The following is a 13,691-nucleotide window of genomic DNA, read 5'->3' as shown; positions in this document are numbered from 1 at the left end:
GCGGGAATAGCTCAGTGGTAGAGCACAACCTTGCCAAGGTTGGGGTCGCGAGTTCAAGTCTCGTTTCCCGCTCCAAATTTAAGGCGTAGTTGGTTAAATTAATTGACTACGAGGTGTGAGAATCGCGACTGTCGCGAGCCGAATGTCGGCCCAGTCAAGTCTCGTTTCCCGCTCCAAATTAAAGTGATAGTGGGTGTAAATCGGCTATCCGGCGAAAGCCAAAAGTCGTTGCCAAGGCAGCGTACACAATGCGGGAATAGCTCAGTGGTAGAGCACAACCTTGCCAAGGTTGGGGTCGCGAGTTCAAGTCTCGTTTCCCGCTCCAATTAGAAAAGGCCGCCCATCAGGGCGGCCTTTTTGCGTTTGGGTTTATTGTGATTCAGAACATTGACTGCAATGGCGCCGCTCTTTTCCTTTCCTAAACAAAGGCCGCTTAGAAAGCGGCCTTTGAGTGAGGGTTACGCCCTGCCGATCAGCGGATCGCTAAAACTCGGTTGGCCGGTTTCCATGTGGCCGCACCAGCGGCGCCGGTAGTGCCCGGCGCTAAGGGCCAGATCGTACCAATGGGCCTGCTCGGCAATATGCCAACTCAGGCTCTGCTGCTGGCCGGGGGCCAACCGGTAGCGCTGGTTCTTGCCGCTGTATGCATCCGTTATCTCAAAGGTCTGAGGCTCGCCAGAGAGGTTGCTTAAGGTCAGCATCAGCAGGTTGGGGGTGGCGCCTCGGCTGAGGCTGGCCTCCAGGCCGTCGTCCCCTTGGCCGGCGAAATGACGAAGGTAACCGTTGGGGCCATGCAGGGTCAGTTGGTAGCCAGCGCCGGTCTCGATGCTGTCTTCCAGGCGGCTGTGAGCGGCGGCGGTGTAGTGGCGCGGCCCATGAGTAGCCTGGTCGTCATAAAGCCCAAGGGCCACCGCCACCGTGCTTTGGTTGTGGATGGCAAGGGCCAGTTGGCCGCCTTTGGCGCGGGCGCTGACTTCCATCTCGTACGGCAAGGGCCTTGCCGGGCGTTGGCCGGGCTCCTGGCGGGGCATGGCGGCCATCGGCGGCAAGGTGGGGGCCGGCAGCTTGGCGGCTTTATCCACTTGGCCAATGTAGTGGCCGGTATCGGGCAGCTTGGGCCAGGTAGCGTTTTGGCCGGCAAAATCGAGGGTGCTGGTGAGATCCCCTGCCACTGCCCGGCGCCAAGGGGAAATATTGGGCTCCCTGACCCCAAAGCGCTGCTCTAAAAAGCGCAGCACCGAGGTGTGGTCGAACAGCTCTGAGTTCACCCAGCCACCCCGGCTCCAGGGAGAGATCACCATCATCGGTACCCGTGGCCCAAGGCCCAGGGGCTCGCCGTGATAATCCTCGCCATCGAGAGCAACGTTGCTTTTGCCAAGGGCGCTACCCGCCGGCGGCACCGGCACCGGTACGTGGTCGAAAAAGCCGCCGTTCTCGTCGTAGTTCAGCAGGAACACTGTTTTTGACCAGACCTCGGGGTTGCTCATCAGCGCTTCGAGTAAACGTGCGGTCAAAGACGCGCCGTAGCCTGGCGAGGCTTCGGGGTGCTCGGAGAGGATATAAGGGGCGATAAGCCAGGAGACCTCCGGCAAGGTGCCGTTTTTTACGTCTTCGGCAAAGGCCGCCACCAGGTGCTCGCCTCGCGAAGCTACGGCGTTCTCGGCGCTGGAGCCCGCCACCCAGGCGCGGCCCTGGCGGTAGCGGTGCGAGTCAGGGTCAAGGCCGCGAAAGGCCTTGAACGATTGCAGGGCGTTATCGCCGAAGTTGTCGTACTCCTGATAGACCCGCCAGCTGACCCCGGCTTTGTCGAGGCGCTCGGCGTAGGTGGTCCAGTCATAGGGCGTGAACTCGCCGTGGTCGCGGCCCATGTCCGAGGTCCAGTTGCCGTCGTCCTTGTTGGCCACCACCTGTGGGCCGCTGTTGCCTACGGTCAGGCCGCTGGTGCCGGTCCACAGGAACATGCGGTTGGGGTTGGTGGGCCCGAACAGCGAGCAGTGGTAACCGTCACAGATGGTAAAGGCGTCGGCCAGGGCGTAGTAAAAGGGCATGTCGTCCCGTTTGAAATAGCCCATGGTCATGGGGGTTTTCTGCTCGGCCCACACATCGTTGCAGGCCCAGTCTTTTACCGGGCCGCGCCAGTCGTGGTTGAGGTCGTGCATGGTTTGGGCGGAGCTGCCGGTGCTGTCGAGATGAAAAGGCAGCACCGGCGCCGGGGTCTTGCTGCACGCTTGCTGCCACACCGATTGGCCGGGGCGGCTTTGCATGGCCCTGGGGTCGTCAAAACCCCGCACCCCGCGCAGGCTGCCAAAGTAGTGGTCAAAGGAGCGGTTCTCCTGCATGAAGATAACCACGTGTTTGACATCCTCAATGGTGCCGCTTTGGCGGGCAGGCTCAATGGCAAGGGCCTTACGGATGGTGGCGGGCAGGGTGGCGGCGCTGGCGATACCGGCGATGCCGGCGGCTGAAGAGAGCTTTAAAAAGCGGCGACGTTGTTGGTCAACCATCGGCTTTTACCTCAAAAAAGAAGCCCCGGCAAAGCCGGGGCCAAAGGGGTTAGAAAGACAGGGTAGCGTTGGCGGTGACGGTACGGCCGACACCGATGTAGTAGCCGCCGTTGGAGCCGCCAGCCAGGTAGTTGGTGTCACCCAGGTTGGTGACGTTGAGGGTTAGATCCAAACCCTTGATGCCTTTGGTGGCAAAATCCAGGTGGTAACCGGCGTACAGGGACATCACGGTGTGAGACGCGATGGTGTCCTTGTTGAAGTAGTCGCCGTAGTAGTCGCCGGTGTACTTGGCTTCCAGACCGCCGCGGTAGCTGCCGTCGCTGTAGTTCACCGCTACCACGCCCATGCGGCGCGGCGCACCGGCCACTTCCATGCCTTTGATGTCGCTTAAGGTGGCGTTGCCGCCAGCGTCGGTTGCCGGCACCAGGCTGCGGTCGGAGTACTCGGAATCGTTGAGGGTCAGCGAGCTGTAAAGGCTCCACATCGGCGCGAACTGCCAGTTGATGCTGCCTTCAAAGCCCTTGGACTTGATACCGCCAACGTTGACGTACTGGCCGTCCAACTCGCCCAGATAGTCGATGCCGCTGCCAGCGGTGGCGGCGATGTAGGTGATGCGGTTGTCGAATTTGATGTGGTAGAAGGCCGCGGTGACTTGCAGGCTGGAGCCGAAGTAACGCAGGCCAAGGTCGGTGTTCTTGGCGGTTTCGGCGTCCAGTTTGCCGTAGTCCTGATCGGTCTCAAGGATGCTGTCGGAGATGGCTTTGAAGTTCTCGGAGTAGCCGCCGTAGAGCTCCCAGCTGGGGGCGAAATTCCATACCGCCCCAGCCATGGGCAGCAGATCGGAGTCGCTGGACAGCGACCCGGTCTTTTGGCCCACAAAGTTGTCTTTACGGTCGATATCCACCAGGAACTTGCGCACCCCGGCGGTCAGGGTCAGATCCCCCAGTACCCATTTGTCTTGGGCGTAGTAGTTGAGGGTGTCGGTGGTGTAGGTGCGGTCATACTGGCGCCAGTAGGCGGTGTTGTCGTAGGCCGGGCCCACTTTTGGGTCCAGCACGCCGTGCCAATCGCGGTATTCATCGCGGTCTTGGCGCTCGGCCCACAGGCCAAGGGTCAGGGTGTTGTCCATGGTGATGTCCCAGCTAAAGCGCGAGGTCATACCGTAGCGGTCCTTGCCGTAATGGGTGTGACGGTAGCTGGAGGCCAGGGTGCAGGTGTCGTCGCAGTCGGCCGGGTTCAGCACCGGGGCGCCACTGGCATCAAAATGGGTAAAAGTCTGCAGGTTGCCGTCGGTATCGAGGATGGGTTTACCGGCGTCGTCCACCAGCACCTGGTAAGGGGGCAGCCAGTCACCACGGCCTTTCATGTGGTGGTAATAGGGGGTGACTTCCAGGCGGGTGCTGTCGCTCGGGCGGGTGTCCAGGCGCAGGTAGGCAAAGGTGTTTTTGCGAAGGGTGCGCCAGGCTTCGGCAAAGTTTTGGTCTTCTACCGGGTCGCCGGTCCAGTTCCAGGTCAGGCGGTCCCAGCGGGGGTCTTGCTTGAACTGGGCCAGGGAGATGCCGTTGTAGTTGGTTTCGTCCACGTCGTCATAGCTGATGCGGCCGGTCAAGGTGGCCCAGCTCAATTCTGACACCAGCTTGTAGGCGGCGTGAAAATCGGTGGAGTCGCCGTTGGAGCCAGAACCTATCCAGCGCTTGGTGCGGCTGTCGGCCAGACTCAGGTAACTGGTGGTGGTGTCGTTCCAGAAGCGGCCGGTATCAAAGCGCAGGTAGTATTTGCGAGAGTCATAATCGCCGCCGCTCACCGCTGCCACGGCGCCCTTTTCGTCATTGGGGTTGGCAGAGATGTAGTTAAAAGTGCCGCCCAGGGCGTCGAGGGAGGGGGAGCCGATATCGGAGGTGCCCTGCATCACTTCTACCCGGGCGGTGTCTTCGGTCAGCAGGTAACGGTTGGCCTTGGAGCCGCCGCCGTAGCCGGAACCGCCGTTGGGCAGGCCGTCGATGGTCATGCCCAGTTGCTGGTCGGAGCCGTTAAGGGCAAAGCCGCGCATGGTGATGGTGGTAGACCAGTCGTCGGAGCCGAACACGCCGCCTTCACCCACGCTCACCCCGGGCAGCATGTCGATAAGGTCGTTGACGCTGGACAGCGGGCTTGAGAAGGATTTGATGTTGTCGTCGGTGCTGTTGTTGGCGTAGGCGATACGGGCGCCCACCACCGAGATCACCTCGGTGTCTTTACCGGCGTCGTCGTCGGCAAAAGCGCAGGAACTGAATACCACTGCGATGCTGGAGGCAAGCAGGCTGGGAAGGAGAAGTTTGTGATTTGTCATGATTTTTCCCTTGCGAATAAATAGAGCGCATTGTGGGAAGGGGGTGTGACGAAAACGTTTCGCTTGGGTTTCCTGGCCGTGAATGTTTTTTGACCGTAAAAAAGCACGGGCTTGACTTGCCGCAAGGCTGGGCCATTCTGGCTGGGGTTAAGCTCAAGTGAGTTTCAAGGAGAGAGCAGCATGCGTTTTAAAACCGTACGTGACCTGATAGACCACCTGGCCGAGTCCCACTTTGCCCTCAGCAAGCTTTACCAGCGCCTGGCCAGTAATGCCGATGCCGAACGCACTCGCATGATGCTCCATTACCTGGTGGATCATGAGCAAAAGGTGGCAGACGACTACCGCGACTACCTCAAACATCCCCACAGCGCCTTTGACACCTGGTTCGATAAGGCGGTGGACAGCGATTTCATCAAGCAGCTCACCTATGTGGACATCAAGGCCAATGCCAGCCTCGATGACGTGCTGAGCCTGGCGCTGGAGCTGGACAACAAACTGCTGGCCGATATCGAGGCCCTGCTGCCCCTGTGTCCCGGCCAAGAAAGCCGCCAGTACCTTGAAGGGCTACTGAGTTCTGCCAAGAACATTCAGCAACGCTTTGTGCACCAGACCATGCGCATGCAGGACCTATAGCCGCGCTTGGGCTATTGTGTCAGACTCTTCTGGTTTGACCAGTTGGAGCCTTTATGAAACCCGTCAACCGCCTTGGCCGCCTGGTGCGGCTCTGTAAGCGTCTTCCCAAAAAGTGGCAAAGCGCCGCGCTGTCCCGGCTGTTCAATGGTGCCGTCAAGTTTGCCGGCACCGCCGGTATTCGCATCACCCAGGCCGACTACCAGCAGGCCGAGATGGTGCTGGCCAACCGCAAGAAGGTGCAAAACCACATCAAGGGCGTGCATGCCGCCGCCACGGCGCTGCTGGGCGAATCGGTTACCGGTTTGGTGTTTGGCCTTAACGTGCCGGACGACCGCCTGCCTCTTCTAAAAGCCATGGACATCAACTATTTACGCCGCGCCAAGGGCAGCCTAAAAGCGGTAGCGCAGCTGAGCGACGAGCAAGTCGCCCAGATCCGCAGCCTCGAGAAGGGGGAAGTGGCGGTGGAAGTGGTTATCACCGACGAAGAAGGTGAACAACCGGTACAAGCGCGCTATCTTTGGGCCTGGGTTCCCAAAAAACGTTAATTCATCCGTAGTTTACGGATGAATTTGCAAGCTGTCCCGAGGAGGAGCGGCATGCACAAAATCAAGCTTTTCAGCCTGGCCATGGTGGTGGCCATGGCCGGTTGTACCCAGACCAGCCCCACAAGGCCGCCGGCCCAGCCGCCGGTGGTGGAAGCGCCGCAGGCCACCGAGCAGGACGCCCTGGCCCAGAACATCAAGGCGCTGGTGGCCACCTTGCCGGACGGCGACGTGGCGGTGGTGAAGGTTGCCAACTATTCCAACCGCCGTATCGACACCCAAGCCTTGACCGAGCGCATTGTCAGCGAGTTGGATAAAGACGGCCGCGAGGCGGCGGACTTGTCGGCCAGCGCCGACGCCTTCGATCTGCTCTCGGCCCGCCAGGCCGGGCGCCAAGGGGGCCATCAGTATCTTTTGTACGGGCAAATTCGTGAAAGCGGCGACAGCCTGCGGCTGCGGGTGATGACCCTGGCCAACGGCATTATTGTCTGGAGCCGGGACATGCCGGTGCCCACCCCTTAAGCGCTGTCTGGCAAGCCCTTTTCAACGGCCCGCACCAAGCGGGCTTTTTTCTGGCCGACTTTGCCGCTGCCGTCGCCTTCCTGGGGCTTTTGGCGCTGCTGGCCCAAGGCCCAGAGGATGTGTTCTGCCACCAGTTCGCTGGCGCCCTCAAGGCGCGCCTCAAGGGCGGCAATGATGTCAAGGCTGTAAGGCGCGTTACCCAGGGCCACCGCCAGGTTGCGCTGCCAATGCTCAAAGCCGATGCGGCGGATGGGCGAGCCTTCGGTCACCTTCAAAAAGGTGGTCTCGTCCCAGGCCCAAAGCGCCAACAGATCCGGGGCGTGCAGGGGCGCGCGCGGGGCAAAGTCCGGCTCGCTGCTTAGATGGGCAAAGCGGTTCCAGGGGCAGATGAGCTGGCAGTCGTCACAGCCGTAGATGCGGTTGCCAATCAGCGGCCGAAAAGGCTCGGGAATGGGGCCTTTAAGCTCGATGGTGAGGTAGGAGATGCAGCGGCGGGCATCCACCACGTAAGGCTCGACAATGGCCTGGGTCGGGCAGATGGTCATGCAGGCCACGCACTTGCCGCATTTCTCCTCGCCAAAAGGCGGGTCGACGGGGAGCGGCAAGTCCACCAGCAGCTCACCCAAAAAGAAGAACGACCCGCCTTCGGGGTTAAGCAGCAGGCTGTGTTTGCCCACCCAGCCAAGGCCTGCCTTCTCGGCCAAAGGCCGCTCCAGCACCGGCGCCGAGTCTACAAAGGGGCGAAACTGATATTCACCAAGGGCGGCCTGTATTTTCTCGCCGAGCTTTTTCAGGCGGTTTCTCAGCAGCTTGTGGTAATCGCGGCCCAGGGCATAGCGCGAGACATAGCCCTTTTCGGGATTACCCAGAATTTCCCCGAAACGGGCCTTGGGAGGCAGGTAATCCATGCGGGCGCTTATTACCCGCAAGGTGCCAGGCAAGAGTTCCTGGGGGCGGGCCCGGAGCATGCCATAGCGGGCCATGTAGTCCATGTCGCCATGGTGGCCGGCGTCCAGCCAGGCTTGCAGGGCCGCTTCGTGACTTTTCAGGTCGGTATCGGTGATCCCAACCTGGGCAAAACCCAGTTCACGGCCCCAGGCCTTGATGTCGTTGGCGAGTTGTTGGTAGTCGGTCACGGCGCCCCCTGTATTGCAGGGCGCAGGGTAGCATATCTGGGCCCGGCGCCGCGCTGTTGGTAAGCTCATCAAAACGTCTTGTGAGGTCACCATGCTGACTCCTTTGCTAAATGCCCTGCCTTGTCCGCTGCCCCTGGCAGCCGAGCTAAAGGAACTGGAGCCGCGCCTGGCCGCGGCCAAGGGCCTGAGCCTGTATCAGCTGATGGAAAAGGCCGGCCTTGCCGCTTATGGCTTGCTGCGCCAGCGCTGGCCTGCTGCCAAAAAGCTGCTGGTGCTGGCTGGCACCGGCAATAACGGCGGCGACGCCTATGTGCTGGCCCGCTTGGCGCTGGCCGATGGCTTGGCGGTCACCGTGGTGGCCAGCGGCGAGCCCAAGGCGCAGGAGGCCAGCCAGGCCGCCAAGGCCTGGCACCAGGCAGGCGGTAAAACCCTGTTTAGCTTACCGGCCGCTCTTGATGGCGAACTGGTGGTGGATGGCCTGCTGGGCATGGGCCTTGCCAGCGAGGTGCGCGGCGCCGCCAAAGCCTTGCAGGTCTTTTTGGCCACCACGGCGCTACCCATTTTGGCCATCGATGTGCCAAGCGGCCTTGGCAGCGACAGCGGCCATTGGTGGGGCAAACCCTTTAGTGCAAGTGCCGTGGTGACCTTTATTTTCCCCAAAGCCGGGCTCTTGACCGGCCAGGGCAGGGCTGCCTGGCAGCAAGCTTGGCTTGCCGACTTGGACCTTACCCCCAGCGCCGAGACAGCGCTTAACGCCTTGGATTTTTCTGCCCTCAAAGCGCGGCGCCCCACCCGCAAGGCCACTGCCCACAAAGGCGACAGCGGCCGGCTGCTGGTGGTGGGGGGCAACCTTGGCCTGAGCGGCGCCATTCGCCTGGCCGGAGAAGCGGCCCTTCGCAGTGGCGCGGGCCTGGTTAAAGTGCTGACCCACCCGCAAAGCGCCCTGGCGGTAAGCCTGGGACGGCCTGAGCTGATGGTGGAACCCGTTGCCGATTGGCGCGCCCCCGGCTTTGCTGCCAAGGCTCTGGTGCTGGGCCCGGGGCTGGGCCAAGACCCTTGGGGCCAAGCCATGTGCGCCGGCGCCCTTGGCCTGCCTCTTCCCAAGGTGGTGGACGCCGACGCCCTGAACTTGGTGGCACAAAAGCCCCAGGCGCTGGTAGACGCAATTATCACCCCTCACCCTGGCGAGGCGGCAAGACTGCTGGGGGCCAGCATTGGCGATGTCGAACGTGACCGGCTGGCGGCGGTACAGGCCCTGGCTCAACAATACCGCTGCGTAGCGCTTTTAAAAGGTGCCGGCACCTTGGTGTCAGATGGCAAGCAAAGCTGGCTGCTGGCGGTGGGCAGCCCGGCCATGGCGGTAGGCGGTATGGGCGACGTGCTTTCTGGTATCATTGGCGCACTTTTGGCGCAGGGGCTCTCGCCTTTGGATGCGGCGCTGCTCGGTGCGGCCCTGCATGGCGAGGCCGGCAGCAAGGCGGCAGAGCAGGGGGCCATTGGCACCCTGGCCAGCGATCTTTTTGACTGGGTGCGGAACCTTATCAATGCATGACATCTTTCTGGCGGACGACACCGCCACCGTGGCGCTGGGCGAGCGCCTGGCCAAGGCGGTCACTCCGGGTATCACCATTCATCTGCTGGGGGATCTGGGGGCCGGTAAAACGACCTTAAGCCGGGGTTTTATCCAGGGCCTTGGGCATTCAGGTCGGGTCAAGAGTCCCACCTATACCCTTGTGGAGCCTTACGAACTGCCGGGCGTGAGAGTCTATCATTTTGATCTGTATCGACTTTCTGACCCTGAAGAACTTGAATTCATGGGCGTGCGTGATTACTTTGGCAAAGATTGCATCTGCCTGATTGAATGGCCGCAAAAAGGCGAGGGCGTGCTGCCCGAGGCCGACCTAGTGTTGTCTCTGGTTTATCAGGGCGACGGCCGGTCGGTGAGCCTCGATGCCAGAAGCATTCAAGGCGCCAAGACTCTGGAGAGGTTGTCCCCGTAATATGAAGCGTCTGCTGCCTGGGTTGTTGCTGTGGTTGTGTTGCCTGCCATTGTGGGCCAACAGCCTCGACGAAGTGCGTGTCTGGCCCTCAGAGGCCAAAACCCGGGTGGTGCTGGACATGGGCGCCGCGCCCGACTTTTCCTATTTCACCTTAAAAAACCCCGACCGGCTGGTGGTGGATCTCGCCAATACCCAACAAAAGGTCAAACTGCCCATGGCCGTGGGGGACTCAGAGGTACTCACCAAAATCCGCAACTCCACCCCCAAGAGCAAGGGCGGCATCCGGCTGGTGTTGGAACTGAGCCGTAGCGCCAAGGCCGAACTGTTTGCCCTGGCCCCCAGCGACGGTAACGGCAACCGCCTGGTGATTGATGTGGCTGGCAAAGGCGCCAGCGCCAGTGCCCCCAGCCACAGCAGCCAGGCCCAGACCCCGGCGCCAAAACCGGTGCCCATCACGCCGCCAGCCCAGGGCCGGGACATTATCGTCGCCATCGACCCCGGCCACGGCGGCCATGACCCAGGCTCCATTGGCCGTCACAAGACCTATGAAAAGAACGTGACCCTGGCCATCGCCAAGAAGCTGCAAGCTGACCTTGACCGTATCCCCGGTATCAAGGCGGTGCTGACCCGCAGCGCCGACAAATACATCGGGGTGGTGGAGCGGGCCGATATCGCCCGTGAAAAGAAAGCCGACATACTGGTGTCCATTCATGCCGACTCCATCGGCTCTTCCCAGCCGAGGGGAGCCTCGGTGTGGGTGCTTAACACCAGCCGTGCCAACCGGGTAATAGGTAAGTGGGTGGACGAAAAAGACCGCCACTCCGAGCTTCTTGGCGGCGCCGCCGAGGTGATAGAAGACACCAAGCAAGAGCAATACTTGGCCCAGGCGCTGCTGGACATGTCTATGGACCACAGTCGTTCGGTGGGCCAAGACATCGGCTCTTTGATGCTAAAAGAGCTGGGCAAGGTAACCCGTCTGCACAAAGACCGCCCCCAACCCAAGAGCCTTGGGGTGCTGACCGCGCCTGACATCCCCTCGGTGCTGGTAGAAACCGGCTTTTTGTCCAACCCCGATGAAGAAAAACTGCTGGCCAACAGCTGGCACCAGGGCCGTATCGCCGGCGCGCTGGCCACGGCCCTTAAGGAATATTTCACTGCCTGGCCGCCCCCGGGCAGCCTCTTTGCCCAGCAAAACGGCAAGGTGCACGTGGTGCGTAGCGGCGAGTCGCTGTCGATACTGGCGTCGCGCTACAATACCTCGGTCTCTGCCATCAAGGCCGCCAATGGCCTCAAATCCAATGTGCTGCTGGTCGGCCAGAAACTGACAATACCCTCAAGCTGATGCCCATTCGTATTCTGCCAGCCCGCCTGGCCAACCAGATCGCTGCCGGTGAGGTGGTGGAACGGCCCGCTTCCGTGGTCAAGGAGCTGGTGGAAAACAGCATTGATGCTGGCGCCACCCGTATCGACATCGACATCGAAAAGGGCGGCCAGCGGCTTATTCGTATCCGCGACAACGGCAGCGGTATCCCCAAAGACGAGCTGACTTTGGCGCTGAGCCGCCACGCCACCTCGAAAATCGCCAGCCTGGACGATCTGGAAGCCATTTTCTCCCTGGGGTTTCGGGGCGAGGCCCTGGCCTCGGTGTCCTCGGTGTCGCGCCTTACTCTCACCTCCCGCACCCCTGAGGCTACTGAGGCCTGGGCGGCCCAGGCCGAGGGCCGCGACATGGAGGTCAAGCTGAACCCGGCGGCGCACCCGGTAGGCACCACGGTGGAAGTGCACGACTTGTTCTTCAACACCCCGGCCCGGCGCAAGTTTTTAAAAGCCGAGAAAACCGAGTTTGCCCATATCGACGAGCTGGTGCGCCGTATTGCCCTTAGCCGTATGGATGTGGCGCTGGTGCTGCGCCACAACGGCAAAACCGTGCGCCAATACCCGCCAGCCCAGGGGGAGCAATTCCAGCAGCGGCTGGCGGCGGTGTGCGGCAACGACTTTGCCGGCCAATGCCTCTATATCGACAACCAGCACCAGCAGCTTCGGCTCTGGGGCTGGCTCAGCGAGGCGCCCCGCAACCACCCTGATCTGCAGTATTGCTACGTCAACGGCCGGATGATGCGCGACAAGCTCATCAACCACGCGGTGCGCGACGCTTACGGCGCGGTGCTGGCCGAGGGGCAACACGGCGCCTTTGTGCTCTTTGTGGAGCTGCCGGCCGCTCAGGTGGATGTGAATGTTCACCCGGCCAAGCACGAGGTGCGGTTTCACGACGCCCGGCTGGTGCACGATTTTATTGCAAGAGCCCTGGCCGATGCCCTGGCCCAGGCCGCGCCGCCAAGCGACTGGCAAACCACCAGCGGTCTTGCCGAGGCCAGTGTGCCGACCCGCGCCGCCAGCAGCTGGGGCCAATCGGAGCGGGCCACCGGCAGCAGGCCTTATCAGCCAGCGGCGGCGCCAGGGCGCAGTGAAGTCAGTGAAGCGCTTAGCGCCTTTGCCCGCTGGCAGGCGCCGGTACGCCCGGCCCCCATGCCCCAGGTTGAAGTCGCCGCCACCGACGGGGCTTTGCATCTGGAACGGGGGCGCTGGTTGCTGCTCTCTAAAGGCGGGCAGTTGCTGGCGGCCGACCTTCGACCTCTGGGCGCGCAAATGGCAGCCAAAGGGGTCGCACAGGGGGCGCCGTCCCAGCCATTGTTGTTGCCGGTGACCTTGCCCCTCGATGAGCCGATGCTGGCGGCTTTTGAGCGCCACCAGGCGCAACTCGAATCCTGGGGGCTGGCGCTGCATCAGCCTGGCAGTGGTAAGTTGATGGTGCGGGCCGTGCCCCAGCCCCTTCGGGAGCTGGATGTCAGCCAGTGGCTGCCGGCACTCCTTGGCCACCTGGAAAGCCTCGCCCCCATTGATGCCCTTGAGCAGGCTCTGGCTGCTAACCCCCGGCGCTATCGCTGGCAAGAGGCCCTGGCACTGTGGCAGGGGCTGGACCATAGTCAACAACAGGCGGCGCTTAAGCCCCTGGATTTGCACGCGTTATTGAAGGATTCCTGATGACTCTTCCCGTGGTGATGCTGATGGGGCCCACCGCCTCAGGCAAAACCGACTTGGCCATGGGGCTTTTTGACCGTCTGCCCTGCGAGCTCATTAGTGTCGACTCGGCCCTTATCTACAAGGGCATGGACATCGGCACCGCCAAGCCAAGCCCAAAGGAGCTGGCCCGCTACCCCCATCACCTTATCGACATCCTCGACCCCGCCGAGAGCTACTCGGCCGCCGATTTTGTCGACGATGTGCAGCCGCTTATCGATAACGCCCTGGCCACCGGCAAGCTGCCGGTTTTGGTGGGCGGTACCATGCTCTATTACAAAGCGCTGTTAGAGGGGCTGTCGCCGCTGCCCAAGGCCAGCCCTCTGGTGCGCGCCGAGATTGAAGCCGAGGCACAAGCCCTTGGCTGGCAGGCGCTGCACCAGCAGCTTCAGGCCATTGATCCAACGGCGGCGGCGCGCATTCACGTCAACGACCCGCAACGCCTTAGCCGCGCCCTTGAGGTCTATCGTATCAGCGGCCAGAGCCTCACCCAGTTACAGGCCGAGTCGGGCTCACCGTTCACTTACCCGACAGTTCAAGTCGCTATCATGCCCGCAGACCGCGTTTTATTAAGAGAACGCATCCGGTTACGTTTTAAGCAAATGATGGCGCAGGGTTTTTTGGATGAGGTAAAGCAGCTTCATCAACGACAAGACCTGCACCCGGAGCTGCCGTCGGTGCGCTGTGTCGGCTATCGCCAGCTCTGGGCTTACCTCGACGGTGAGTGCAGCCTGGACGAAGCTGTAGAAAAAGCCATTATTGCCACCGGACAACTGGCCAAAAGACAAAGTACGTGGCTAAATGGCTGGAAGTGGCCGTTACTGCAGCTGGAAACAGGCCATAAGAACAATCTGGACACGCTGCTTTGTGAACTAGATCCCTCTTAAATGATGGTTCATACTAGGGTTCTGACGCGGTCTAATCGTTTGAAATAACTACCCTAATCA

Annotated in this window: 11 protein-coding genes and 2 tRNA genes; 10 read left to right on the top strand and 3 right to left on the bottom strand. The window is 61.5% G+C overall.

Features of this window, described 5'->3' with window-relative positions; genetic code table 11:
• Both EDC28_RS16720 and EDC28_RS16715 read left to right on the top strand, forming a co-directional pair.
• Positions 1-75: transfer RNA gene (locus tag EDC28_RS16720), tRNA-Gly, on the top strand.
• Positions 76-250: 175 nt separating this feature from the next.
• Positions 251-325, top strand: a tRNA-Gly gene (locus EDC28_RS16715).
• Between the two features lie 133 nt (positions 326-458).
• Here EDC28_RS16715 and EDC28_RS16710 read toward each other — a convergent pair.
• Together EDC28_RS16710 and EDC28_RS16705 are read right to left on the bottom strand one after the other, a co-directional pair.
• Positions 459-2,504 (bottom strand): phosphocholine-specific phospholipase C, encoded by a 2,046-nt coding sequence (locus tag EDC28_RS16710; RefSeq protein WP_123422360.1) that lies wholly within the window; start codon positions 2,502-2,504, stop codon positions 459-461.
• Positions 2,505-2,553: 49 nt separating this feature from the next.
• Positions 2,554-4,833, bottom strand: coding sequence for a TonB-dependent receptor domain-containing protein (locus EDC28_RS16705; RefSeq protein WP_123422359.1), 2,280 nt, complete (start codon positions 4,831-4,833; stop codon positions 2,554-2,556).
• 180 nt (positions 4,834-5,013) lie between these two features.
• Between EDC28_RS16705 and EDC28_RS16700 the strand changes: the two genes are divergently transcribed.
• Genes EDC28_RS16700 through EDC28_RS16690 form a run of 3 tightly spaced genes read left to right on the top strand, consistent with a single transcriptional unit; the run spans position 5,014 to position 6,530 of the window.
• A complete protein-coding gene (locus EDC28_RS16700) occupies positions 5,014-5,466 on the top strand; it encodes a hypothetical protein (protein WP_123422358.1) in 453 nt (150 codons plus the stop codon).
• A gap of 53 nt (positions 5,467-5,519) precedes the next feature.
• Positions 5,520-6,011, top strand: a complete 492-nt coding sequence (locus tag EDC28_RS16695; RefSeq protein ID WP_123422357.1) for a DUF4442 domain-containing protein — start codon at positions 5,520-5,522, stop codon at positions 6,009-6,011.
• Positions 6,012-6,062: 51 nt separating this feature from the next.
• A complete protein-coding gene (locus EDC28_RS16690; RefSeq protein ID WP_050659868.1) occupies positions 6,063-6,530 on the top strand; it encodes a hypothetical protein in 468 nt (155 codons plus the stop codon).
• Here EDC28_RS16690 and queG read toward each other — a convergent pair.
• On the bottom strand, positions 6,527-7,666 hold the full coding sequence (gene queG / locus EDC28_RS16685) for a tRNA epoxyqueuosine(34) reductase QueG (protein WP_244946604.1): 1,140 nt from the start codon (positions 7,664-7,666) through the stop codon (positions 6,527-6,529). The genes EDC28_RS16690 and queG overlap by 4 nt on opposite strands.
• A gap of 91 nt (positions 7,667-7,757) precedes the next feature.
• On the opposite strand from queG, the gene EDC28_RS16680 reads away from it, so the two are divergent.
• Genes EDC28_RS16680 through miaA form a run of 5 tightly spaced genes read left to right on the top strand, consistent with a single transcriptional unit; the run spans position 7,758 to position 13,631 of the window.
• Positions 7,758-9,218, top strand: coding sequence for an NAD(P)H-hydrate dehydratase (locus EDC28_RS16680; protein WP_123422356.1), 1,461 nt, complete (start codon positions 7,758-7,760; stop codon positions 9,216-9,218).
• A complete protein-coding gene (gene tsaE, locus EDC28_RS16675; protein ID WP_050659866.1) occupies positions 9,211-9,666 on the top strand; it encodes a tRNA (adenosine(37)-N6)-threonylcarbamoyltransferase complex ATPase subunit type 1 TsaE in 456 nt (151 codons plus the stop codon). Before EDC28_RS16680 ends, tsaE begins: the two co-directional genes overlap by 8 nt.
• A gap of 1 nt (position 9,667) precedes the next feature.
• Complete coding sequence (locus EDC28_RS16670; protein WP_123422355.1) at positions 9,668-11,008, top strand: N-acetylmuramoyl-L-alanine amidase; 1,341 nt, start codon at positions 9,668-9,670, stop codon at positions 11,006-11,008.
• Positions 11,008-12,708, top strand: coding sequence for a DNA mismatch repair endonuclease MutL (gene mutL, locus EDC28_RS16665; RefSeq protein ID WP_123422354.1), 1,701 nt, complete (start codon positions 11,008-11,010; stop codon positions 12,706-12,708). Before EDC28_RS16670 ends, mutL begins: the two co-directional genes overlap by 1 nt.
• Positions 12,708-13,631, top strand: coding sequence for a tRNA (adenosine(37)-N6)-dimethylallyltransferase MiaA (miaA, locus tag EDC28_RS16660; RefSeq protein WP_123422353.1), 924 nt, complete (start codon positions 12,708-12,710; stop codon positions 13,629-13,631). Before mutL ends, miaA begins: the two co-directional genes overlap by 1 nt.
• The last annotated feature ends 60 nt before the right edge of the window (positions 13,632-13,691 follow it).

Source organism: Gallaecimonas pentaromativorans (assembly GCF_003751625.1).
Taxonomy (GTDB): Bacteria; Pseudomonadota; Gammaproteobacteria; order Enterobacterales; family Gallaecimonadaceae; genus Gallaecimonas; species Gallaecimonas pentaromativorans.
This window is presented reverse-complemented; position numbering and strand designations above follow the sequence as displayed.

Bases quoted from the DNA above. Each gene is read 5' to 3' on its own strand.
- EDC28_RS16690 (WP_050659868.1), top strand. From the start codon at position 6,063: ATGCACAAAATCAAGCTTTTCAGCCTGGCCATGGTGGTGGCCATGGCC.
- EDC28_RS16670 (WP_123422355.1), top strand. From the start codon at position 9,668: ATGAAGCGTCTGCTGCCTGGGTTGTTGCTGTGGTTGTGTTGCCTGCCA.
- mutL (WP_123422354.1), top strand. From the start codon at position 11,008: ATGCCCATTCGTATTCTGCCAGCCCGCCTGGCCAACCAGATCGCTGCC.
- EDC28_RS16695 (WP_123422357.1), top strand. From the start codon at position 5,520: ATGAAACCCGTCAACCGCCTTGGCCGCCTGGTGCGGCTCTGTAAGCGT.
- EDC28_RS16700 (WP_123422358.1), top strand. From the start codon at position 5,014: ATGCGTTTTAAAACCGTACGTGACCTGATAGACCACCTGGCCGAGTCC.
- EDC28_RS16710 (WP_123422360.1), bottom strand. From the start codon at position 2,504: ATGGTTGACCAACAACGTCGCCGCTTTTTAAAGCTCTCTTCAGCCGCC.
- EDC28_RS16680 (WP_123422356.1), top strand. From the start codon at position 7,758: ATGCTGACTCCTTTGCTAAATGCCCTGCCTTGTCCGCTGCCCCTGGCA.
- miaA (WP_123422353.1), top strand. From the start codon at position 12,708: ATGACTCTTCCCGTGGTGATGCTGATGGGGCCCACCGCCTCAGGCAAA.
- tsaE (WP_050659866.1), top strand. From the start codon at position 9,211: ATGCATGACATCTTTCTGGCGGACGACACCGCCACCGTGGCGCTGGGC.
- EDC28_RS16705 (WP_123422359.1), bottom strand. From the start codon at position 4,833: ATGACAAATCACAAACTTCTCCTTCCCAGCCTGCTTGCCTCCAGCATC.